The sequence below is a fragment of the Kitasatospora sp. NPDC059817 genome (assembly GCF_042731835.1).
Lineage (GTDB): Bacteria > Actinomycetota > Actinomycetes > Streptomycetales > Streptomycetaceae > Kitasatospora.
Map to the genome: position 1 here is coordinate 311 of NZ_JBHWIR010000127.1, position 22365 is coordinate 22675.

Sequence of the window (22365 nt, forward strand, 5' to 3'; positions counted from 1 at the left end):
GGCGCGCGGGGGGGGGGGCGCGCCCCCCCCCCCCCCCCCCCGCTCCCCCCCCCCCCGACGCGGCGGCCGGCATGCCGGCCGAAGCCCGGACCGGAACAGCAACCGAAGCGCGGACCTCCCTCGCGCGCCCCTCTTCCCCGTCGGGCGCCCCCGAAAGCACCCCCCAGGAGACCCGGTGCGGCTCGCCATCCGCCTCCATCAGCCCCCGCTGCGCCTGCGGAACGACCTGCCAGCCGGGCTCCTCCGCCTCACCCTGGCCTGCCGCACCCCCCACCGCCGAAACCTCGACCACCGGCTCGCCCAGGACCGCTTCGTCGAGGACCGCTTCGTCGAAGACCGGCACCTCGACCGCTGCCATCTCCAGTCCAGACACCTCAGGGCTCTCGGACACCCCCGGCTCCCCGACCGTCCGGAACACCGGCCCGCCGATCACCTCCGCCGCCCGCGACCCGAGGACGAACTTCGCCCCGCCCGTGGTCTGGTCGAGGTACACCGGCCCGGTGTCCCCGCCCCTGCCCCCACCGTGCGCGGCCCCGCCCCAGGACGGCTCCGGGGCCGCCGCCTCCGGAACGGCCGGCTCCGGCAGCACCGGTGGCGGCACCACCCGCGCCGTCCCGGCCGCGCCGGCGGCGGGCCGCCGGGACGCGAACCGGGGCGGCTCCATCACCTCGCCCTCGGCGGGTGCGAGCCGGCTGGTGCCCGGCACCCAGGCCGAGCCGCCCCAGTACCGGACGAAGCCTGGGATGGAGGGGTCGGGGTAGTAGCCCGGCTCGGGTCCGACGGCCGGGTCGCCGGCGCCGGCGAAGGGGCGGTCCGTCATGGGGGTCTTCTCTCCTGGCGGGTCCTGGCGGGGCCGACACGGCACGCCCGCCCGGCGCACCCGCGAGCCGCCCGGCGCGCGTGGGTGGGGGCACCGCTGGTAGGCGGACAGTCGCCGGGTAGTCACAAAGGGTAGTGCCTCGTCGTGGCGCCGACGGAAAGTTGGTCAATCACCTGACAGCGGCGGGCCCTCCGGGGTAGGGGCGGCCGAACCGTCCCGGCGTGCGGCGGGTGTCCGCGCGCCGCAGTCCCCACCGGTCACCACCCCTCGCCTCACCCCCCTCGTCGAACTTCCCGAAGAAATCCCGGAAACGTGTGTAAGAGCCGGCGTGGACCGCCCTCTCAAAGGTCACCGGGCCCGGAACCGGGCAGGAATCGAAGGCAGAGAGGAAGACGATCATGGAGCGCCCCACCAGCGTGGTCGAGCACGAACTGGAGCTGAACCTGGTGCTCTCCCCCGAGCACAGCGTCCCCGTCCCGGCCCGGCTGTCCTACGGCAGCCACGACCCGTACGCGGTGCACATCACCTTCCACCTGGACACCGGCTCCCCGGTGACCTGGGTGTTCGCCCGCGAGCTGCTGGTCGAAGGCACCTTCCGGCCGTGCGGCCAGGGCGACGTGCGGATCTGGCCGACCCGCTCGGGCCGGCGCAGCGTGCTCTGCCTGGCGCTGAGCTCCCCGGCCGGGGACGCCCTGCTGGAGGCGCCGCTGCCGGTCGTCGCGGCCTGGCTGGAGCGGGCCCACCGGCTGGTCCCGCCGGGCAGCGAGATGGCCGCGCTGGACATGGACGGATCGCTCGCGGACCTGCTTGCGTGAGCACGCGCACGCCCGCGAACGGGCACAAAGCCTCGGCCGCGCACCCGGCCGGGACCGCGCGACGCGACGGGAGCCGCGCCCCCGCCGGCTCAGCGGGCCGCGGGGGCCTGCTGACGGCCGCGGGTGGCGTCCGGGCCACCGCCGTCGCGCTGTCCGGGCAGTCGGACCAGCGGTGCCCCGGCGGAGCGTCGCCGGGCCCTTATCCGGATGGCGGCGGCGAGCAGGAAGCAGAGCCCGACCCACGGGTAGACCGAGGTCGGCAGCTGGCGCAGCGGCGCCATGTGGAGGACGGCCGGCCCGAGCGGCTTGGCGGCCCACATCGCGAAGGAGAGGAACGCGAGCAGCGTCGCCCAGAAGGCGGCCCGCCAGCGCAGTCGGCGGACGCCGACCGGGCGGGCGTGCTCGACGGAGGCCTCGGTGGCGAGCAGGACGAGCAGCGGCACGCACCAGACCCAGTGGTGGGTCCAGCTGATCGGTGAGATCAGCACGGCGGTGACGGCGGCGCAGCAGACGCCCCAGGCCTCGGCCCGGGGCAGCCAGCGGGCGCTGCGGTGGGCCCAGGCGGCGACGGCGAGGCCGGCCACCGCGACGAGGCCGGCCGCGAGGGTGGCGAGGGTGCCGGGGTCGGCGGTGTGCAGCAGCCGGGCGAGGGCGCCGCGCAGCGACTGGTTGTCGACGATCTCGGTCTTGCCGACCCGGGAGGAGTCGTAGAGGTACTTGGTCCAGAAGCCCCAGGTGGCGTCGGGCAGGACGACGGCGCCGATCAGGAAGGTGCCGAGGAAGGTGAGGCCGGCCACGAAGGCGGCCCGGACCCGGCCGGTGATCAGCAGGTAGACGGCGAAGAGGCCGGGGGTGAGCTTGAGGCCGGCGGCGATGCCGATCGCCATGCCCTTGCTGCGGCGGGCGTCCGAACGGGTGAGGTCCCAGAGGATCAGGCAGGCGAGCGCGAGGTTGATCTGGCCGTACCGGAGCGTGGTGAAGACGGGTTCGAGCCAGACGCCGAGGCCGGTCACCAGGATGACGCCGATCGGCCGCAGTTCGCGGCGCGGCCAGCCGACCAGCTTGAAGGACAGGTGGGTCAGCAGGGCGAGCAGCCCGAGGTTGCCGAGAGTGATCGCCACCCGGAGGAACGGGACCGGGAACCAGGTGGTGGGCACGAACAGCATGGCCGCGAACGGGGGGTAGGTCGCGGGCAGGTTCCACTCGGTGACGCGTAGTGCGTACAGGTCGGTGCCGTTGGCCACGGCGGCGCCCTCGGCCCGGTAGACGATCATGTCGACCATCGAGGTGTTGACGAAGTGGCGGACCACCGCGTACACGACCAGGGACAGGAGCGCCAGGGCCGAGGCGGCCAGCAGCGGTCGGCGGGGGGCCTCGCGCAGCGCGCGGACGGGGGCGCCGAGCGCGGTCCGCAGCCGGTCCGACAGGGGGGCGGGCGCGGGGTCGGGTGCGGTCCGCACCGGGCTGCGCTCGTCTTGCACCGCTGTCACCAGTCCACTCCGTCCACCACTCGACCAATCGCCGACGATACCGGATGCGGGCCAGCCGGGCCTGGGCACGGATGATCACGCAGGGTGACGAATGGGCCCCGACCGGCCGTACTCCGTTGCGGGCGGAGCACGGACGGCCGGGGCCACCGGGGGGAAAGCTCAGAGCCTCAGCGGTCCCGCAGCTCAGCCGGTGTAGGCGCCGAGGGCCCGGGTGAAGTCCAGCGGCTGCTGGACGATGCTGCTGCAGCTGGCGTCGGCGTAGGCCTTGGCCCCGCCGTCGCAGGCCTTGTCGCGGGTGCCGGACCACATCGCCAGCCAGGCGAGGTGCCTGGACGCCGCGAAGTCGGCGAGCTGCTTGGCGTCGGCGACGGTGAAGACCTCGCTGGCGACGTCGTTGACGCCGATCATCGGGGTGACGGCGACCTTGCGCCAGGCGGCCGCGTCGTCCAGTCCGAGCACGCTCTTGACCTGGGCCTGGGTGGCGGTGGCCGCGGCGATCGCGTACTTGCCCATCTGGCCCTGCGGGTTCGGGGCGACGCCGTCGCCGAAGTCCATGGCCATGATGTTGACCGCGCCGATCGCGACGCCGTTGTTCTTGGCGTCGGCGACCAGGTTGACGCCCTCCTGGGTCAGGCCGGAGGGCAGCGCGGGCAGCGTGAAGGAGACGTCGAGCGCCTTGCCCTGGGCGGCGGCGTTCTTCTGCAGCTGGGCGATGGCCTGGGCGCGGCGGGTGTTGGCGGCGGTGTTGGCGATCGCGCCGCCCTCGACGTCGAAGTCGAGCCTGGTCAGACCGTAGGCGTCGACGGTCTTCTGGTAGGCGGCGGCCAGGTCGGCGGTGGAGCCGCAGGCGAGGGCCAGCTCGCTGCCGTTGGCGCCGCCGAAGGAGACCCGGACGTCGCCGCCGATCGCCCGCAGGGCGCCGATCTGGGCGGCCACCGCGTCGGCGGACAGATCGCTGACGCCGCCCCACTTGGGCTGGCAGCCGCCGCCGGACACCACGAAGGCGAGGGTGTAGTTCTTGACCCCGGTGGCCTTGGCGGTGGCGACCAGGTCGTACGGCGGGTAGAGCGAGGTGTCGACGTACGGGGCGAAGCCGGCCCCGGCTCCGGCCGGGGGTACGGGCACACCGGTCGCCGTGGGGGTGGCGGTCGGGGTGCGGGTCGGCGTCGGGGTGGTCGGCTTCGCCGAGGGGGTGGCACTCGCGGTCCCCGTGGGGGAGGGGGCCGCGGTGGCGGTGCCGGTCCCGGTCGGCACGGGGCTGGTCGACACCGGACTGGTCGGCGCAGTGGTGGGCGTCGCCGTCGCGGTCGGGCGGCCCGAGGGGGTGGGCGCGGTGCCGTCACCGGCCTTGCAGGAGGTGTTGTTGATCAGACAGTTGCCGGGCTCGGCCTGCGCGGCGCCGGCGCCCTGGGCGACGAAGCCGACCACCACGCTCTTGCCGGGCTCCAGCCGCTTGCTCCACGCCTCCGGCTTGACGGTGACGTGCTGGCCGGCGGCGGTGAAGGTGGCGTTCCAGAGCGAGTCGATCTTCGCCCCGGCCGGGAGGTCGAAGCTGAGCGTCCAGTCCTCGATCGGGCCGCTGTCCGGGTTGGTGACCAGGTACTGGCCGGTGTAGCCGGAGTCCCAGCTGCTGGTCCGGCTGTAGACGGCGCCGAGCGAGGCGGCGCTGGCCGAGGAGGCGAGGACGACGACACCGCCCGCGACCAGGGCGGCGGCGACCGCCGAGGCCCCGACGATCGCGCCCTTGCGGCTGCGCCTGCGGCGGCCTGGGCGGCGGTTGGGCTGGGTGGTCATGGCGCGTTACCTCCGGGGTGCCGTCGGTCGGCCGCGGTCCGGGCGCGGGTACGTGCGGACGTCCGGGCGGCCGGCCCGGCTCGGTCGGGTGACCGGCGCGACCGACGCTAGCGGCGGCCGGGGGGCCGAACCGGCGGGCTGAGCGAGGGGAAGAACTCCCTTAGGCCGCGCTTAAGGAAGATCCCGAAGCTGGCGGGGCGTCAGGCGCGTGCGTGCGAAACCGGCCACCACGATTCCCCCGGGCGCCGAGGAAAAGACCGAGGAAGCGGTCACTTCTGGAACAGCGCGCCCCGACTGCGCCGCCGCCCCGCCCGCGCGGGGATGCCGTCCGGGCGGGTCCGCAGCCGCAGCCGGATCTCGGCGCCGCCGAGCACGGCGGAGCGGCCGAGCGCCAGGTCGCCGCCGGTGGACTCGGCGAGTTTGCGGACGATGTCGAGGCCGAGCCCGGTGGAGCCCTCGCCGCCGTGGCCCTCGCCGCGCTTGAGGGCGGCGGCCGGGTCGCTGAAGCCGGGGCCGGCGTCGCCGACCAGGACGATCACCGAGGTCTCGGTGGCGAGCACGTCCACCGAGAAGGCGGTGCCGACGGCGGTGTGCCGGAAGACGTTGCCGAGCAGCGCGTCGACGGTGGCGGCCAGGTCGGCGCGCTGGACCGGGACGGGCGTCGCCCGGTCGGCGCCGGCCAGTTGCCAGCGGCGCCCCTCGTCCTCGGCCAGCGCGGACCAGAAGCCGACCCGTTCGCGGACCACCTCGGCGACGTCGCAGCCGACCGCGACGGCGGGCGCGTCCTCGGGGTCGCGGCGGGCCGAGCGGATGATCTGGTCGACCTCGCGCTCCAGTTGGGAGACCGCGTGCCGGGTGGCGTCAGCGGCGTCGCCCTCGCCGAGCGAGGCGGCGTTGAGCCGCAGCACGGTCAGCGGGGTGCGCAGCCGGTGGGACAGGTCGGCGGCCAGTTCCCGTTCGGCGGCGAGGAGTTGGACCACCCGGTCGGCCATGGTGTTGAACGCGTGGGCGGCTTCGCGCAGTTCCTCGGGGCTGCCGGCGGCCTGCCTGCCGTCCACCGGGACCCGTACGGCGAGGTTGCCTGCGCCGAGCGAGCGGGCGGCGCCGGCGAGCCGCCGGGCGGAGGCCACGATCCGGCCGCCCATCCGGTCGGCGACCAGGACCGAGATGGCGACCAGGCCGAGCGCGACGCCCGAGAGCACCAGCCAGGCGGTGGAGACGCCCCGGGTGAGGTCGCCGTCGGCGACGAACACCTCGACCACGGCGGTGCGCCCGGTGTCCACCGCGACCGGCTGGAGCAGCGCGTAGCCGCCGGGCACCTCGACGGTGAAGGAGCGGCCCTGGCCGCCGGCGGTGGACACGTCGCCGGCGGCGGCCCGGGCCTCGCCGATGGTGGGCCCGCCGGGGCCGCCCGCGCCGGGGAGTGCGTCCGGGGCGGCCGGGGCGGCCGGGGCGGGCAGGTGGACCGCCATCCGGCCCTGCCCGCCGGCGTCGGTGCTGGCCAGGGCGCGGTCGATGGCGATCTGGTCGGTGGTGATGGCGAGGGCCGGGCCGAGCGCGGCGGCCTGCCGCTCGGCGGCGGTGAAGGCGTGGTCCCGGGCGGTCTGCTGGACCATCAGGCCGAGCGGGATGAGGAAGGCCAGCGCGACCATGGTGGTCCCGGCGACGGCGGCCTTGATCAGGGCCCAGCGCAGCGAGCGCCCGAACCTCCTCATGTCCGGTGCTCCGCCAGTCCCCCGGCGGCCTCCAGCCGGACCCCGACTCCGCGGACGGTGTGCAGGTAGCGGGGGCTGGAGGCGGTCTCGCCGAGCTTGCGGCGCAGCCAGGACAGGTGGACGTCGATGGTCTGGTCGCCGCCGTAGGTCTGCTGCCAGACCTCGGCCAGGATCTCCTTGCGCGGCACCACCACGCCGGGGCGCCCGGCCAGGAAGGCCAGCAGGTCGAACTCACGGCGGGTCAGGTCGAGCAGCCGCCCGTCCAGCGAGGCCTCGCGGCGCTGGAGGTCGATGGCGAGGCCGCCGACCCGCAGCACCTGGGCGACGGGTGCGGCGCCGCCGCCGAGCCGGCGCAGCACGGCGGCCATCCGGGCGCTGAGGTGTTCCCCGGAGAAAGGTTTCACCAGATAGTCGTCGGCGCCGTCGTTGAGCAGCCGGACGATCTCGGCCTCGTCGTCACGGGCGGTCGAGATGATCACCGGCACATTGGTCAGGCCCCGGATCATCTTGAGCGCCTCGCTGCCGTCCAGGTCCGGCAGGCCCAGGTCGAGGATCACCAGGTCACAGCCGACCTGGGCGACCTCCCGCAGCGCCTCAAGTGCCGTGCCCACGCTGCGGACCGCATGACCGGTGTCGGTCAGGTGCCGGATGAGGGCGGATCGTACGAAGGGGTCGTCCTCGACCACGAGCACTGTTGCCATGGCCCTGCACGGTACGCCATCGACGGGCAGTGGTCTGTACCTCGGGGTGGCCTCCGGACATTGTGCAACTCCCCTGACTAATAACGGGGCTGCCCGGCTGCACAGGCCCGGAATACGGCAGGATGAGCGGACGATGCGGAACGGACTGGTACAGCTCGGCGCCTGGGCGGCGGCCACCGGGGCGGCGGTGGCGCTGTCCTGGCTCGGCGTGCACGCGGTGCTGACCGGCGCCGCGTTCGAGCAGCCCACGGCCCTGCCGCTGCCCTCGCCGAGGGCCGACGGCACGCCGCACACCGCGACCGTCACCCCCGAGCAGCCGCGGTCGGCCACCCAGACCGGGGCCCCGGCACCACCACCGGCCTCCCCGACGGCCGCCACGACGACGACGCGTGGGCCGGCTCCCGCCACCACCCTCTCCGCCGCCTCCCCGCCGGCCACCCGCCGCCCCACCTCCGCCACCACCACGGCGACGTCCTCCGTGACGTCCTCCGTGAAGAGCTACCCGGTGCCGGGCGGCAAGGTCGCCCTGGACATCCGCCCCGACAAGGCCTCGCTGGTCTCCGCCACCCCCGACCCAGGCTGGCAGATGCAGGTGTGGAACGGCGACCAGTGGATGCGGGTGGACTTCACCAAGGGCGAGCAGGCCAACTCGGTCTTCGTCTACTGGAACGGCCACCCGCCGGTGGTCGAGACGGCCATCCGCTGAGCCCCCCTCACCAGGTCTCGAACGGCAGGTACCCCGGCAGGTACGGCCCGGCGTAGCCGGACCGGTCGACCAGGGTGTGCCTGGTCCCGCCCGGCACCCCGATCGTCGCGAGCACCACCGTGCCGAAGCGGTCCCGCGCCTCGTACGGCTCGGCCAGCGACAGGGCGCCCCGGTCCACCGCGTAGTCGTACGCGTAGAAGACGTCCGGCACGCTCACCGCGAGGTCCAGCACCCCGTCCCCGTGCCGGGCGAGGTGCGCGGCCAGCTCCCGGCCGCGCGGGCCGATCACCTGGACCAGCGAGGTGAGCACGATCCTGGTCCCGGGCGCGTCCAGCACGTACGAGACCGTCTCCGGCTCCCCGGTCTCCGGCCCGGCGTACGCGGTACAGCGCAGCCCGAGCGCGGCGGTGTAGCGGCGGGCGGCCCGCTCGGCGTCGCCGACCGCGAAGACCACCGCGTCGGCGCGGCCCATCGGGAGGGGGGCGGACTCTCCAAGCCCTGCGGCGAGCAGGACGGGTTCGGCGGCGGTGTCGGTCATGACGGCCCTCCCGGTAGGCGTGCGGACCACGGCGGGTGCGACCGTGCGCCGGTGTGGGGCCCGGCGCACGGCGTTGTGGCTGGAGGGTGGCGCCGAGCCGACCGGCGCGCAACTGTTCCGTTTCCTCCTGGTCAAGCTGTGCGCCGGGGCGGGAGAATCGGCGGCGCCGCTGTACACAATGCCCACCGGAGGACGGAGCCGCGATGCCCCACGCCCAGTCCCCGAGCTCCCCCGGCTCGCCCAACTCCCCCGCTCCGCCGGGCGCTTCGGCCGCCCCCGGGACAAGCGGCGGGAACGACTCGATCGACACACTGGACGGCCGGCTGATCCGGCTGCTCGCCGAGGAGCCCCGGATCGGGGTGCTGGAGTGCTCGCGCCGGCTCCAGGTCGCCCGGGGCACCGTGCAGGCCCGGCTGGACCGGTTGCAGGCCAAGGGGGTGATCGGCGGCTTCGGCCCGGAGGTCGACCCGGCGGCGCTCGGCTACCCGGTGACGGCCTTCGCCACCCTGGAGATCTCCCAGGGCCAGGGCGCCGACGTCCGGGCGCACCTGGCGAGCGTGCCGGAGGTGCTGGAACTGCACACCATCACCGGGGCCGGGGACATGATGGTGCGGATCGTGGCCCGCTCCAACGCCGATCTGCAACGGGTGATCGACCGGGTGGTGGGCTTCGACGGGATCGTCCGCTCGGCCACCGCGATCGCGCTGGAGAACCCGGTGCCGTACCGCATCCTGCCGCTGGTGGACCAGGCCGCCGCCGAGTAGGGCCCGCGCCCGGCGGCAAAGGCCTGCGCCCCGGTCAGCAGCTGGGGACGCTGCCGCCGCTCTTCAGCGCCTCCAGTGCCGAGACCGCCTCGCCGAGCGTGCCGACCGGCACCAGGCGCAGCGCCTTGGGCGTGTTGACCTTGGCGTCCGTGCACTCGTCCTTGGGCAGCAGGAACACCGTCGCGCCGTCCCGGGCGGCCGCCTGGGTCTTGAGCGGGACGCCGCCGACCGCGCCGACGATGCCCTGGTCGTCGATGGTGCCGGTGCCCGCGATCGTGAGCCCGCCGGTGAGGTCGCCGCCCTTGCCGTCGCCGGCGAGCTTGTCGATGATGCCCAGCGCCAGCATCTGCCCGGCGCTCGGGCCGCCGACGTCACCCAGGTCGACCTTCACCTTGACCTGGTCCGGCGAGAGGTGGAGGTAGCCGAGCGCGGCGGCGGTGGCGCTGTTCTGCGACTCGGCCATCTGCTGGGCGGTCTGCTCCTCGGCCTTGGCCGGGTTGCCCGGCTGGTAGACCGTGTCGGTCGGGCGCACCGCCTCGTCCTGGTCGAACCAGGCCTGGAGCGCGCGCCAGAAGGTGGTCTTCTCGCCCGGGTTGGTGGCCGAGATGGTGACCATCCGCAGCTCGCCCTCGGTGGTGCGCAGCGGCGCCCCGGTCACGGTGAGGACCGGCTTGTCCTTGTACGTGCCGAGGGTGTCCGCGGTCAGGCCCGGCCAGGTCAGCGTGTACGGCAGCGGGACGAAGGCGGCCACGCCGAACAGCGCGGCGACCAGCACCCCGCAGAGCGTGAGCGCGCGGGTCCGCGGGGAGGTGAGGGCCTTGGGCAGCTTGGTGTCGGACACAAGGGGAATCCAAACACACCGGGGCCCGTGCCGGCCTACCGCAGCGCGTCGGCCACCTCGGTCGCCGCCTCCACCACCCGGGGGCCGACCCGCTCGGGGACCATCCCGTTCAGCATCACCACGCCGACGCTGCCCTCGATGCCGCTCAGTCCGATCAGCGCGGCGGCCGCGCCGCAGGCCCCGGACTGCTCCTCCGCACGGGTGATGACGAAGCCCTGCTCCGGCCGGCGCTGGCTGGGGAAGGTGCGCGCCTCCAGGATGGCCCGGCCGGCGGCGCTCTCGCCGAGCGGGTGGCGCAGCCCGGTGCGGTAGGCGACGTGGAAGTCGGTCCAGCTCGGCTCGACCACGGCGACGGCCAGCGCCTCGTTGCCGTCCACCAGGGTGAGGTGGGCGGTGGCGCCGAGGTCCTCGGCCAGGCTGCGCAGGGCCGGCAGCGCGGCCTCGCGCAGCAGCGGGTGCACGCGGTGGGCCAGGCGCAGGACGCCCAGGCCGACCCGGGCGCGGCCGCCGATGTCCCGGCGGACCAGGCCGTGCTGTTCCAGGGTGGCCAGCAGCCGGTAGACGACGGTGCGGTTGACGGCCAGTCGGGCGGCCAGCTCGGTGACGGTGAGCCCGCGCTCGGAGTCGGCGAGGAGTTTGAGGACCCGGACGCCACGGTCCAGGGTCTGGGAGGTCTCGGCAGTCACGACGGGCATCCTTTCCGCGGCGCTCGCGGGGGCAGGCGGCGCCGGACCGGGTTCGGTGTCGCGCGCAGGTGGGGTGGCCGCGCTCGGACCGCTCGCGGTGTCGTCCTTGACGTGCGTGCGGTCCTGCGGCGCCCGTCCTGTGGGGGTTGCCCGGTGGAAGAGCGTGGGGGAAAGGTAGTGAAGGAAATGTCGTGACGGAAGTGGTTGTCCAAAATTCGGGCGTGATCGTTCTCAACAGCGCGACGGAACCGGGACAAATGCCCGTATTTCTCCGGGCCCGTCAGCGCGCGGATCCGGCCGCGCTCCGGAGTCCGGACACACGGGAGCGGGGCGGCTGGCCCGCGGCCGCGCGCCGTGCCGTTCCCGCGACCGATTGCGCGGCTACTTCGCCCACTCGCGGATCTTGGCGATCCGCGCCTTCAGCTGGTTCGCGGTGGCCTGCGCGGTCAGCGGGCCGCCGCACTGGCGGCGCAGCTCGTTGTGGACGGTTCCGTGCGGCTGGTCGGTGCGGTGGTGCCAGGCGGCCACCAGCGCGTTCAGCTCCTTGCGCAGCTCCCGGAGTTCCTGGTGGGTGACGACCGGCCGCTGTTCGGCCGGCAGCTCCAGCAGGTCGGCCTCCTCGGCGGGCTTGCCCTTGCTGCGCTGGATCTGCCGGTGCTGGCGCTTCTGCAGCAGCATCTGCACCTGGTCCGGCTCCAGCAGGCCCGGGATGCCGAGGTAGTCGTCCTCCTCCTCGCTCCCCGGGTGGGCCTGCATGCCGAACTCCATGGAGTTGTACAGCACCCGGTCGAAGACCGCGTCGGAGCCGATCGCCTCGTAGGAGAACTCGTCGCCGCCCGCGCCGTCCGGCCCGTCGTTGGCCCGCTCGGCCTCGGCGAGCAGCCGGTCCTCCTCGTCGAAGAGGCCCTCGCCCTCCTTCTTCGGCCGGTCCAGCACGTGGTCGCGCTGGACCTCCATCTCGTTGGCGAAGCCGAGCAGCGTCGGGATGGTCGGCAGGAACACCGAGGCGGTCTCGCCGCGCTTGCGGGCTCGTACGAAGCGGCCGACGGCCTGGGCGAAGAACAGCGGGGTGGAGATCGAGGTGGCGTACACCCCGACGCACAGCCGGGGCACGTCGACGCCTTCGGACACCATCCGGACCGCGACCATCCAGCGCGAGTCCCCGGCCGCGTAGTCGGAGATCCGCTGGGAGGCCTCGGTCTCGTCGGAGAGCACCACGGTGGCCTTCTCGCCGGAGATCTCGCGCAGGATCTTGGCGTAGGCGCGCGCGGTGTTCTGGTCGGTGGCGATGACCAGCCCGCCGGCGTCCGGGATCGCCTTGCGGACCTCGGACAGCCGCCGGTCGGCGGCCTGCAGCACGGACGGGATCCACTCGCCCTGCGGGGCCAGCGCGGTGCGCCAGGCCTGGGCGATCAGGTCCTTGGTCATCGGCTCGCCGAGCCGGGCCTCCAGCTCGTCACCGGACTTGGTGCGCCAGCGCATGTTGCCGCTGTAGCTGAGGAAGATCACCGGGCGGACGACGTGGTCGGCGAGCGCGTGCCCGTAGCCGTAGGTGTAGTCGGCGACGGACTTGCGGATGCCGTCGCCGCCGGCCTCGTACTGGACGAACGGGATCGGGTTGGTGTCGGAGCGGAACGGCGTCCCGGTCAGCGCCAGGCGGCGGGTGGCCGGTTCGAAGGCCTCGAAGCAGGCCTCGCCCCAGGACTTGGAGTCGCCGGCGTGGTGGATCTCGTCCATGATCACGAGGGTCTTGCGCGCCTCGGTCCGGTTGCGGTGCAGCATCGGGTTGACCCCGACGCCCGCGTAGGTGACCACGATGCCGTGGTAGTCCCGGGAGAGCGGGCCGGAGGAGTAGGCCGGGTCGAGCCGGATGCCTATCCGTGCGGCGGCCTCGGCCCACTGCTTCTTCAGGTGCTCGGTCGGCGCGACGACGGTCACCTGCTGCACCAGGTGGTTGTGCAGCAGGTACGAGGCCAGGGTGAGCGCGAAGGTGGTCTTACCGGCGCCCGGGGTGGCGACCGCGAGGAAGTCGCGCGGCTGCGTCTCGATGTACCTGTCCAGCGCGCCCTGCTGCCAGGCCCGCAGCTTGCCCGCGGTGCCCCAGGGGGCGCGGCCGGGGAAGGCCGGCGAGAGGTGGTGCGAGGCGGCGGACGCGGCGGGGCCGGCACCCCGGGCGGGCGCCTGCGGCTCCGACACGTCGGAGAACAGCGGCATCGAGGAGGCGGCGGCAGTACTCACGGTCTCCGAGGGGGGATCATCGCAGGTCAGGGGCGGTTTCTCAGCCCCGCCCCGCGGAAGGGCGGCGATCGGACAACCCGCCCAGCGTACCGGCCCGGCGCCGTCGGGGCGGCCAGGCGAGGCTCCGCGCCGGGCCCGGGCGGCCGGAAATCGACGTGACCCGGATCACATCCGATCGGTTCCGAAACCGAGTAATCACGGCCGGTCCCGGGACTCTCACCAGGGTGAGGCCGCCCCAACCCTCCCCCTTGTCGACCGGCCTCACACCGACCCGAAGGGACTCGCCGTGCACACCGCCGCCGAAGAGACCGTCCAGGCCCGTCTGATCCTCTCGCTCCACCGCTCCGTCCGGCTGCGGGTGGTCCTGAGCTACCTGCCGGAGGACCCGCTCGCCGTCCGGATGGCCTTCCCCGCCGAGTTCTCGCTGGACGAACCGGCGGACGGCGGCGCGGGCGCGGGCGCGGACGGCGCCGACGACATCGTCTGGGTCTTCGCCCGCCAGCTGCTCTCGGCCGGCCTGGAGCTGCCGGCCGGCGTCGGCGACGTCCACGTCCGGCCCGCGGTCGGCCGGCGCACCATGGTCGAACTGCGGGCGCCGGAGGGCACCGCGCTGCTCCAGTTCGACACCACCGACCTGCGCCGCTTCCTGTGGCGCAGCCGGCTGCTCGTCCCCGAGGGCGAGGAGCACCTGCACCTGGACGCCGACCGCGCGCTCGCCGAACTGCTCGGCTGAGCGGCGCGCGGGGCCGGCGTCCGGGGGCGCCACCGCGCTTCCGGCCGTCACCCGGGTCCGGGGCCCGGGGCGCCTCAGCCCGACAGCCTGCGCATCAGCCGGACGCCCTGTGCCGGCGTCAGGTGCGGCAGGTACGCCTTGCCGATCGCCCGGGTGATGCTCGGCAGCGCGGCGGGGTCGGGGTAGGCCATGTACATCGGCCGGTACTCCGGCTGGAACTTCGACTTGAACGCGAGCAGCGAGCGGAAGCCGTACACCGGCTCCAGCACCCGTCCCATCCAGTCCAGCATCCGCTGCAGGCCGGAGGGCTCCTCGTCCTGCCCGGAGCGGGCCAGCGGCGCGCCGGACAGCGACAGGAAGCGCGCACCCTCCTCCTTGAAGCCCAGCGCGGCCGAGGCGATCAGGAACTCGTTGACGCCGCGGAAGCCGTCCGAGCGCCGGCGCATGAAGTCCAGCGTCCAGCCGACTGGCACGCCGTTCTCGTACACCGGCATCCAGCTGGTCAGCCCGTGCACGACGCGCTGCTCGTCCACCGCGATCAGCACCCGCACGTCCGGGTCGTCCAGCTCCTCCAGTCCGCCGAGCGTGAAGCCCATCTCGGGCAGGCCCTTCTCGGAGACCCACTCCTCGGAGATCGCCCGGATCTGGTCCCGCAGCGCGCGCGGCGCCTCGTGGTGGGACCACCACTCGGCGGTGATGCCCTGCTTGCCGGCCTTGTTCAGCGCGGTCCGGATGTCCTGCCACTTGCGGCCGGTGAAGGCCAGCTCGGGCAGCGCCACCACGGTGTCCTCGGCGACCTGCACCGAGCGCCAGCCGAGCTGCGCGGTGGCCTCCCGGGTCTGCGGGGAGACGCTGTAGAAGCACGGGGTCCAGCCGCGTTGGTCGCAGAACCGGGCGAACCCGGCCACCGCCCGGGCCCGGGCCTCCGGCGCGCCGAACGGGTCGCCGGTGGTCAGCGCCACCGTGTTGTGCACCCGGTAGGCGACGGCCGCCCGGCCCTCCTCGTCGAACCAGTAGTGGTTGCCGTCCCAGGTGGTGATGAAGGACAGCGTCCCGCCGCCGTACGCGGTGAGCAGCGCCCTGGCCCGGGCGGCCGCCTCCGCGTCGGTGTGCAGCACCGGCCGGCGGAAGGCCAGCAGCAGCGCGGTCAGCGCGACCACCCAGAAGGCCAGCCCGCAGTACGTCTCCAGGAACAGCGCCACCGGGCCGACCGCGATCGGGTAGTCCGGCAGCAGGTCGTTGTAGGCGGGCGGCAGGAACTGCGCGGGCAGCCCGTGCAGCAGCCGGCGGATGTTCGCCCCCGGCTCGAACTGGTCGGCCGCGAGGCGCCCGAGCCCCACGTACGCGGCCGAGGCCGCCAGGGCGGCGCCGCCGAGCAGCGCGCCCAGCCGCAGCACCGCCCGGCCGGCCAGCCGCAGCCGGAAGCGCTGCCGGGTGGCCAGCAGCAGGCCCAGGGTGAGCAGCGGCAGCAGCAGCGCCTCGACGAAGTACTGGACCACGTCGCCGCTGACCGGGCCGGAGTCGAGGTACAGCCAGCCCAGCAGCGCCGCCCAGAGCAGCTCGGTGGCGACGGTGATCCGCCAGGCGAGCCGCAGCCCCCGGCGCAGCCCCTCGGCCAGGACCAGCAGCAGCGCCGGGAACAGCGCGGCCATCAGCCGGCCCGGGGTGTCGAAGATCCGCTCGACGGCGTGCGCGCGGGCGCAGTCGTGCGCCGACAGCGCGCAGAAGTCGGCCACCTCCTCCGGGCTGAGCCGGTGCGAGAAGTACAGCTCGGAGAAGGTGTTGAACGGCCCGCTGGCGTTGTCGTACAGCGAGGCGATCAGCGGCCCGAGGGCGGCGGCGACCAGGCAGAGCGCCACCAGCACCCGGGTCTCGGAGTGCGAGGAGCGGTGGGTGCGCAGGTGCAGCCCGCCCCGGGCGAGCAGCGCGCCGGCGCCCAGCCCGACGAACGCGGCGGCGCACCGCTGGACGCTCTGCAGGTGGCCCACGTAGAGCGTCATGACCAGCGGGGCGAGCAGCACCAGCAGGTGCAGCCGGCGGCGCCAGAGCACGGTGAGCCGGTAGCCGAGCACCCCGGCCAGCGCGAACAGGCCGACGCCGGGGCCGACCGAGGTCTGGTCGGCCACCGAGACGGTCCACTGCTCGCCGACCCGGGAGCCGACCGCGATCAGCCCGGTGCCGAGCAGGGTGCCCGCCAGCTGCCCGCCGACCAGTACCGCGAGCGTGCGCAGCCACCCGAGCCGGTGCTCGGCGGCCGGGCCGACCAGGACCAGCAGCAGGCTGGTGAACACGTACGAGCCCAGGCCGGAGCACCAGAACAGCGAGGTGAACGGCGTCCACCAGTGGCCCTCGGCGAGCGTGGGCACGCCGACGCCGATCCGGTCGAGCAGCCGCTCGGACGGCCCGTGGGCCAGGCTGCCGGTGGCCGCGCCGAGCGCCCAGAGCCCGGCCAGCAGCACCAGGGTGAGCGGCGCCGAGCGCAGCCACACGCCGAACGTCCGGGTGGCTCGCCAGGCCCGCTGCGGGCGCGGCTCCGGCGTTCCGGCGACCGGCGCGCGGTCCGACGGCCACTCCTGCTCCTTGGCCGGCGCGGGGGCCGCGGGGAGCCGGATCACCGGATCAGTCCGGTCTGCTGGGAGAGCCAGGTCAGATTCTGTTCGAAGGCCTGGCGGAACACCACCCAGCTGTGCCAGCCGGGGATGGTCTGGTAGCCGACCTTCATTCCGGCCGCCTGTGCCGCCGCATAGGCCTTCTCCTGCATGGGTCGGAAGTCCGGGTCGTTGGCGCCGACCACGAACATGCCTGCGGTGTCGGGGAACTTCTGCCGGGCCATGACGTGCACCGGGTCGACGGCGTCGAACGCGGCCTCGTCACCGCCGAAGGCCTTGTCGACGGTCTCGCCGCGGTCGCCCAGGGTCGGCTCGTCCTGGCCGGAGATGTCCAGGAAGGTGCCGTAGACCCCGGGCGCGTTGACGGCCAGCTGGAGCGAGCAGGTGCCGCCGAGCGAGAGCCCGCCGATGGCGAAGGCGCCCCGGCCGGTGGCGGTCTGCAGGTTGTGGTGGATCCAGTCCGGGACGTCGGTGGCCAGGTAGGTGTGCGCCTTGGCGATCCGGGAGTCCATGCAGAGCGTGTTGGTGAACGGGCTGCCGGTGGGGTCGGCGACCACCACGATCGGGGCCAGGCCCTGGTGGTCGGCGGCGAAGGCGTCCAGGGTCTCCTGGATGGCCCCGGAGGTGATCCAGTCCACCGGGGCGCCGGGCTGGCCGGGCAGCAGCACCACGACGGGCAGCAGCGGCCGGGGGTTGGCCTGGTAGGCGGGCGGCAGGTAGACGTACCCGTCGCGGGCCGTGAAGCCGGACTTGGCGCCGGGGATGGTCACGGTGGAGAGGGTGCCCTTCGCGGGCAGGCCGGGCGGCGCGTGCCAGAGCTCCTCGACGGGCTTGCCGGGCGTGGCGGCGACGGTGCTGGCCACCTTGCCCGTGGTCAGCGCCTGGATCTCGGGCACCAGCATGGCCCGGGCGGTCGGGTACTGGTCGAAGCCCCGGTTGACCTGCGAGGCGGCCATCAGCAGCACCAGGACGGCGGCTCCGGTCGCCAGCAGCCGCCGGCGGACGGCGAGCAGCGGCGCGCGGAAGCAGACCAGGGATATCGCGAACAGCGCGACGGCTATCCAGCGCAGGACGAAGTCCGGTGTGCCCTCCGGGAAGGGGTGCCACCAGCCGTCGACGCCGAGCTTCACCAGGGCGGTGAGCGTTCCGGCCAGCATCAGGGCACCGAAGAGGCGCGGGGCCCGCCAGCGTTCGTGGCGGGAGAACGCGAGCAGGACCAGCGACCCCCAGCCCGCGGCGAGCACGGCGTACGGGATCGGGCCGTGGGTGAGCGGCCAGTCGATCGGGTTCCAGCGGGTGGCGAGGGTCAGCGTGGTCATGCGGCTTTGCCCGGCCGGGTGGTGTCGGCCAGGAAGCCGTAGGCGACGACGTTGCCCTCGTAGCCGTGCTCGGCGCTGTACGCGCCGCCGCAGGTGATGACCCGCAGCTGAGCGTCGGCGGCCTGGCGGTAGACCCGGTCGTCCGGGAAGTCCTTTCGGTCGTGCACTTCGATGGCGTACAGCTGGTAGACGGCGACGGCGCCGTCCGCGCGGGCGATCTCGATCCGGTCTCCGCGCCGGAGCGCCCCCAGGTTGTAGAAGACGGCCGGGCCGGCCTTGTTGTCGACGTGCCCGGCCAGGATGGCGGTGCCGCGCTGCCCGGGGCTGGCCCCGCCGCGGTACCAGCCCGCCAGGTTGCGGTCCGCCTCGGGCGGGGCCTGGAGGTGGCCGTCGGGGTCGAGGCCGAGCGCGGTGACCGGGGCGTCCAGCCGGACGGCCGGGATGCGGATGCGGGTGGGGTCGGACGGGCCCAGTGGCGGGGCGACGGAGACCGGGGCGAAGCCGGACAGCGTCTGCGTGCTGCCGGGGGCGGGCGGCAGCGCGCCCTGCCCGCCGTCGTGCAGCAGCCAGGCGCCGAGTACCAGCGCGGCACCGGCCGCCAGGGTGCCCGGCCACGGGCTCCTGCTCTGCTGGACGCCCACGGGCGCTCCCCTCTACCGACGGATTCCCGATCCTGGGAGTTTCCTGGGAAACAATTCAATCGGATCGGACCTTAAAGCACGTCCACACGATGGGCGTAATGACACCCCCCGTTCGGCAGGGCAATCGCCCGAATCCGTGCGCCCAGTGGGCACCCGGTGACGGAACGCGACGGCCGTTTCCCAGGTGACGGCGCCACCGGAACGCCTCGGTACGAGCTTCGACGGCGCGGGGGGCCTGTCCGGTTGCGTCAATCGGGCGATCGATGACGACCGCGGGTGGCGCCTCGTCGACCGATCGGGCCCAGCTGGCATGCTGACCCGGTCACGGGTTCTATCACCCCACTTGTCCGACCGGATTTCCGCACGCCTGTACGCCTGCCGAACGCCTCATGAACGGAGTGACCATGGCCGCTCTCTCCCGCCGCACCCTGCTGGCCGCCGGTGCGGCCTCCGCCGCCACCCTGGCGACCGGCTGTGGAAGCAACAGCGCCGACAAGCCGATGATCGGCTCGGCCGTCCCCCCCACCGGCGCGGCCGTCGACCAGAGTGCCGGCCCCACGGACACCGCCGAGCCGCAGGCCGTCCTGATCGGCGACGGCTCCACCTCCGACACCGGGGCCCAGCCCCACCAGCCCACCCCCGAGCGGCTCAAGGCCGGCGAACGGCCGCCGCAGTTCGTGGTCTTCTCCTGGGACGGCGCCGGCGAACTCGACAACGGCCTGTTCGCCCGCTTCCGCCGGCTGGCGCAGGAGCACAACGCCTCGATGACCTTCTTCCTCAGCGGCCTCTACCTGCTGCCCGAGTCCAAGAAGGACCTCTACCGCCCCCCGCAGCACAAGGTCGGCGCCTCCGAGATCGGCTACCTCACCGACCAGCACATCCACGACACCCTGGAGAACGTGCACGCGGCCTGGCTGGAGGGCCACGAGATCGGCACCCACTTCAACGGCCACTTCTGCGGCTCCACCGGCGTCGGCAAGTGGTCCCCGGAGGAGTGGGACAGCGAGATCCAGCAGGCCATGGACTTCGTGACGAACTGGCGCACCAACACCGGCTTCACCGACCTGCCGGCGCTGCCCTTCGACTACCACAGGGAGCTGATCGGCAGCCGCACCCCCTGCCTGGAGGGCCAGCGCAACCTGCTGCCCACCGCGGTCAAGCGCGGCTGGCGCTACGACAGCAGCGGCAACGGCACCCAGGTGTGGCCGCAGAAGATCCAGGGCGGCGCGCTCTGGGACCTCCCGCTGCAGTCCATCCCCTTCCCCGGGCACACCTTCCAGGTGCTGTCGATGGACTACAACATCATGTACAACCAGTGCGGCCCCAACACCAAGGCCGACCCGGCGCTCTACCCGGGCTTCCAGGCCCAGGCCCGCGACTCCTACCTGCTGGGCTTCGACCGCACCTACAACGGCAACCGGGCGCCCTACGTCATCGGCAACCACTTCGAGGAGTGGAACGGCGGCATCTACATGAACGCCGTCGAGGACGTGCTCCGGACGATCGCGGACAAGCCGGAGGTCCGGCTGGTCTCGTTCCGCCAACTGGTGGACTGGCTGGACGCCCAGGACCCGGCGGTGCTGCGCAAACTCCAGGGCCTCGCCCCGGGCCAGGCGCCGACCGGCGGCTGGGAGGCCTTCCTCGGCACCCCCGGGGCACCGCCGGTGCCCGCCGCCGGCGGCTGACCCTCAGGACCTGGTCCGGACCCGGCCGGAGAGCAGCGCCCCCAGCAGCGCCACGCCGGCCATGGCCAGCAGGATCACCGCGAACGCCAAGGGCGACCCGGCGGCACCGGACGAGCCGGCGGCCCCGGCACCCTCGTGGGCGGCGGCGAGCGAACCGCCGCCAAGCACCGCGAACATCACCCCCGCCAGGCCCGTCAGCAGGACGTTGCCCAGCGCGTCGCTCATCTGCAGGGCCGCCGAGTTCACCCCGGCGTCCTCCGGCGCGGAGAGCTTCATCATCAGCACGCTGACGCTCGCGACCGTCAGTCCCATCCCGATGCCGCCGACGCCCCAGGCCACCGCCGCCACCCAGGCCGGCACCGCCGGGACCAGCACCAGCGCGGCGCCCGCGATCGCCACTGCGGTCAGCACGAACCCGCCCCGGATCATCGCCTCGCGGTAGCGCTCGGCCCCCGGCCGCCCCTGCAGCCAGGAGCCCAGCGCCCAGGTGAGCCCGCCGCTGGTCAGGGTGAGCCCCGACATCGTCGGCGAGAGGCCGCGCTCGGTGGTCATCATCAGCGGGACGAAGGCCTCGGCCCCGAGGAACGCCCCGGCCGCCAGTCCGCGCAGCAGGATCACCGCCGGCAGCCCCCGACCGGCCCGCAGGGTCCGCTCGGGCAACAGCCCCAGGACGGCCGGCACCAGCAGCGCCGCCCCGACGGTCCCGGGGAGCAGCCCGATCAGGTCGTGCCGCCCGCCCGCGTACTGCAGCAGGCCGGCACCGAGCGCCGCCATCGCGGCCAGCAGGGTGCGCCGGCGGTCGAAGTCCGCGCCCCTGGCCACCGGGTGCTCCCGCTCGGAGCGGGTCAGCGCGGGGCCCATCACGGCCAGCGGCAGCAGGATCAGCACCGGCACGGCCAGGAACACCCAGCGCCAGCCGAGGTGCTGGGTGATCGCGCCGGAGACCAGCGGCCCGATGATCGAGGGCAGCACCCAGGCCGAGGAGAAGGCCGCGAACACCGCCGGCCGCAGCCGCTCCGGGTAGGCCCGGCCGACCACCACGTACAGCGCGACGATCACCAGCCCGCCGCCCAGGCCCTGGACCGCCCGCCCGGCCACGAACACCCACATGCCCGGCGCCGTCCCGGCCACCACCAGGCCCACGCCGAACACCGCGATGCCGGTGAACAGCGGCTGCAACGGCCCGCGCCGGTCGCACCACTGCCCGGAGACGACCAGCGCGAACAGCGTGGTGGTGAAGTAGCCGGAGAAGGCGAAGGCGTACAGCCCGATGCCGTTCAGCTGGCGGGCCGCGGTCGGCATCGCGGTGTTGACGGCGGTCGCCTCGAAGGCGATCACCAGGACCACCGACACGATCCCCAGCGTCAGAGCGCGGTAGCGGCCACTGAGGACCCCGCCACCGGGGTCGGGTTCGGAGGGTATCGAGGCGGAGTCGACCGAGGTGGGGGAGGCAGTGGTCATACGTAACATCGTAAGGGCCGTCTGGCTTCATGACCCCTGACCCGAGTCGGTGATCAGCTAGTCCGCAGGGCTTAGGACCAGGGTCAGGGGGAAGCTCAGCCGGCGGTCAGTGGAGCACCTTCAGGCCGACCACGCCGGAGACGATGAGCAGCAGGCAGCCGATCCGGGCCGCCGTCACCGCGTCCCCCAGGACGGCCATGCCGTAGAGCGCGGTGCCGACCGCGCCGATGCCGACCCAGACCGCGTAGCCGGTGCCGATCGGAATGGTGCGCATCGCGTACGCCAGCCCGCCCATGCTCAGCAGCAGGGTCACACCGAAGACGAGGCTGGGGGTGAGCCGGGAAAAGCCCTTGGACGACTCCAGGGCCACCGCCCACACGGTCTCCAGGACACCCGAGATGATCAGAACGAGCCATGCCATGACGGCCTACCTCCGCAGTCCACAGCGGCCGGATTGCCGCTGAACTGCGCCGTCTTGTCGTCACCGGGTACGACGCGCTCGTCCGGGGCGGCCGGGCAACCGACCACCTGGTTCCGACCGTAGCACAAGCCGCCATACAGAATTTACATTCCACCGTTGACGGCCCCCCGCGCATTCCGCCACTATGAATTCACTGGCCGTGTGCCCGAGTGGCTTAGGGAACCGTCTGCAAAGCGGTGTACACGGGTTCGATTCCCGTCATGGCCTCGCCGGAAATGGAATTTGGGGGGGGGCCTGGGGCGCGCCCCCCCGGCGGGGTGTTTCCAGGGAGAGGGGGGGGGGGGCGGACCCCCCCCCCCCCCCCCCGGAGCCCCACGCCCGGGCGGGC

General features: G+C 73.9%; 18 protein-coding genes, 1 tRNA gene, 1 pseudogene and 1 riboswitch. Of the genes and pseudogenes, 6 read left to right on the forward strand and 14 right to left on the reverse strand.

Annotated elements, in window-relative coordinates; genetic code table 11:
- Nucleotides 1–820, reverse strand: a pseudogene (locus ACFV61_RS24535) (DUF2510 domain-containing protein); the annotation flags it as partial.
- 398 nt (nucleotides 821–1218) lie between these two features.
- Here ACFV61_RS24535 and ACFV61_RS24540 point away from each other — a divergent pair.
- Nucleotides 1219–1635, forward strand: coding sequence for an SsgA family sporulation/cell division regulator (locus ACFV61_RS24540; protein WP_063349195.1), 417 nt, complete (start codon nucleotides 1219–1221; stop codon nucleotides 1633–1635).
- An 89-nt stretch (nucleotides 1636–1724) separates the two neighbouring features.
- Here ACFV61_RS24540 and ACFV61_RS24545 read toward each other — a convergent pair whose 3' ends face one another.
- The 4 genes from ACFV61_RS24545 to ACFV61_RS24560 form a co-directional block, all read right to left on the reverse strand.
- Nucleotides 1725–3125 (reverse strand): glycosyltransferase 87 family protein, encoded by a 1401-nt coding sequence (locus tag ACFV61_RS24545; protein WP_380493897.1) that lies wholly within the window; start codon nucleotides 3123–3125, stop codon nucleotides 1725–1727.
- Between the two features lie 183 nt (nucleotides 3126–3308).
- Nucleotides 3309–4919, reverse strand: coding sequence for a cellulose binding domain-containing protein (locus ACFV61_RS24550; RefSeq protein ID WP_380493899.1), 1611 nt, complete (start codon nucleotides 4917–4919; stop codon nucleotides 3309–3311).
- 269 nt (nucleotides 4920–5188) lie between these two features.
- A complete protein-coding gene (locus ACFV61_RS24555; protein ID WP_380493908.1) occupies nucleotides 5189–6613 on the reverse strand; it encodes a sensor histidine kinase in 1425 nt (474 codons plus the stop codon).
- Nucleotides 6614–6630: 17 nt separating this feature from the next.
- Nucleotides 6631–7335 carry a response regulator transcription factor gene (locus ACFV61_RS24560; protein WP_350881149.1) on the reverse strand — a complete coding sequence of 235 codons (705 nt, stop codon included), beginning with the start codon at nucleotides 7333–7335 and terminating at the stop codon, nucleotides 6631–6633.
- 133 nt (nucleotides 7336–7468) lie between these two features.
- On the opposite strand from ACFV61_RS24560, the gene ACFV61_RS24565 reads away from it, so the two are divergent.
- On the forward strand, nucleotides 7469–8041 hold the full coding sequence (locus ACFV61_RS24565) for a hypothetical protein (protein ID WP_380335208.1): 573 nt from the start codon (nucleotides 7469–7471) through the stop codon (nucleotides 8039–8041).
- A 7-nt stretch (nucleotides 8042–8048) separates the two neighbouring features.
- On the opposite strand, the gene ACFV61_RS24570 is transcribed toward ACFV61_RS24565, so the two are convergent.
- The gene (locus ACFV61_RS24570) at nucleotides 8049–8579 is read right to left on the reverse strand and encodes a VOC family protein (RefSeq protein WP_063349191.1); all 531 of its coding nucleotides are present in this window, start codon (nucleotides 8577–8579) and stop codon (nucleotides 8049–8051) included.
- Between the two features lie 203 nt (nucleotides 8580–8782).
- On the opposite strand from ACFV61_RS24570, the gene ACFV61_RS24575 reads away from it, so the two are divergent.
- Nucleotides 8783–9343, forward strand: coding sequence for an Lrp/AsnC family transcriptional regulator (locus ACFV61_RS24575; RefSeq protein ID WP_380479585.1), 561 nt, complete (start codon nucleotides 8783–8785; stop codon nucleotides 9341–9343).
- A gap of 34 nt (nucleotides 9344–9377) precedes the next feature.
- Here the strand turns inward: ACFV61_RS24575 and ACFV61_RS24580 are convergent, their stop codons facing one another.
- The 3 genes from ACFV61_RS24580 to ACFV61_RS24590 all read right to left on the reverse strand — a co-directional run bounded on the left by ACFV61_RS24580 (nucleotide 9378) and on the right by ACFV61_RS24590 (nucleotide 13084).
- Nucleotides 9378–10184, reverse strand: coding sequence for a S16 family serine protease (locus ACFV61_RS24580; protein ID WP_380493901.1), 807 nt, complete (start codon nucleotides 10182–10184; stop codon nucleotides 9378–9380).
- A 35-nt stretch (nucleotides 10185–10219) separates the two neighbouring features.
- Nucleotides 10220–10870, reverse strand: coding sequence for an IclR family transcriptional regulator (locus ACFV61_RS24585; RefSeq protein ID WP_063349190.1), 651 nt, complete (start codon nucleotides 10868–10870; stop codon nucleotides 10220–10222).
- Nucleotides 10871–11251: 381 nt separating this feature from the next.
- Nucleotides 11252–13084 (reverse strand): DEAD/DEAH box helicase, encoded by a 1833-nt coding sequence (locus ACFV61_RS24590; RefSeq protein ID WP_063349189.1) that lies wholly within the window; start codon nucleotides 13082–13084, stop codon nucleotides 11252–11254.
- Nucleotides 13085–13394: 310 nt separating this feature from the next.
- On the opposite strand from ACFV61_RS24590, the gene ACFV61_RS24595 reads away from it, so the two are divergent.
- Nucleotides 13395–13841, forward strand: coding sequence for an SsgA family sporulation/cell division regulator (locus ACFV61_RS24595; RefSeq protein ID WP_380378159.1), 447 nt, complete (start codon nucleotides 13395–13397; stop codon nucleotides 13839–13841).
- Between the two features lie 74 nt (nucleotides 13842–13915).
- Here the strand turns inward: ACFV61_RS24595 and ACFV61_RS24600 are convergent, their stop codons facing one another.
- From ACFV61_RS24600 to ACFV61_RS24610, 3 genes are read right to left on the reverse strand one after another with little or no spacing between them, the layout of a single operon-like run.
- Nucleotides 13916–16456, reverse strand: coding sequence for a phosphatidylglycerol lysyltransferase domain-containing protein (locus tag ACFV61_RS24600; protein WP_380479581.1), 2541 nt, complete (start codon nucleotides 16454–16456; stop codon nucleotides 13916–13918).
- Complete coding sequence (locus ACFV61_RS24605) at nucleotides 16453–17769, reverse strand: alpha/beta hydrolase-fold protein (RefSeq protein WP_363370316.1); 1317 nt, start codon at nucleotides 17767–17769, stop codon at nucleotides 16453–16455. Before ACFV61_RS24605 ends, ACFV61_RS24600 begins: the two co-directional genes overlap by 4 nt.
- Nucleotides 17766–18410: a class F sortase gene (locus ACFV61_RS24610; RefSeq protein ID WP_063349186.1), complete on the reverse strand. Its 645-nt coding sequence runs from the start codon at nucleotides 18408–18410 to the stop codon at nucleotides 17766–17768. Before ACFV61_RS24610 ends, ACFV61_RS24605 begins: the two co-directional genes overlap by 4 nt.
- 404 nt (nucleotides 18411–18814) lie before the next feature.
- On the opposite strand from ACFV61_RS24610, the gene ACFV61_RS24615 reads away from it, so the two are divergent.
- Nucleotides 18815–20095: a hypothetical protein gene (locus ACFV61_RS24615; RefSeq protein WP_380493904.1), complete on the forward strand. Its 1281-nt coding sequence runs from the start codon at nucleotides 18815–18817 to the stop codon at nucleotides 20093–20095.
- Nucleotides 20096–20098: 3 nt separating this feature from the next.
- Here ACFV61_RS24615 and ACFV61_RS24620 read toward each other — a convergent pair whose 3' ends face one another.
- Together ACFV61_RS24620 and ACFV61_RS24625 are read right to left on the reverse strand one after the other, a co-directional pair.
- Nucleotides 20099–21556, reverse strand: coding sequence for an MFS transporter (locus ACFV61_RS24620; RefSeq protein WP_380493906.1), 1458 nt, complete (start codon nucleotides 21554–21556; stop codon nucleotides 20099–20101).
- Between the two features lie 106 nt (nucleotides 21557–21662).
- Nucleotides 21663–21977 carry a multidrug efflux SMR transporter gene (locus ACFV61_RS24625; RefSeq protein ID WP_063349183.1) on the reverse strand — a complete coding sequence of 105 codons (315 nt, stop codon included), beginning with the start codon at nucleotides 21975–21977 and terminating at the stop codon, nucleotides 21663–21665.
- A 43-nt stretch (nucleotides 21978–22020) separates the two neighbouring features.
- A riboswitch (guanidine-III (ykkC-III) riboswitch) is annotated at nucleotides 22021–22087 on the reverse strand.
- An 85-nt stretch (nucleotides 22088–22172) separates the two neighbouring features.
- Between ACFV61_RS24625 and ACFV61_RS24630 the strand changes: the two genes are divergently transcribed.
- A tRNA-Cys gene (locus tag ACFV61_RS24630) sits at nucleotides 22173–22244 on the forward strand.
- The last annotated feature ends 121 nt before the right edge of the window (nucleotides 22245–22365 follow it).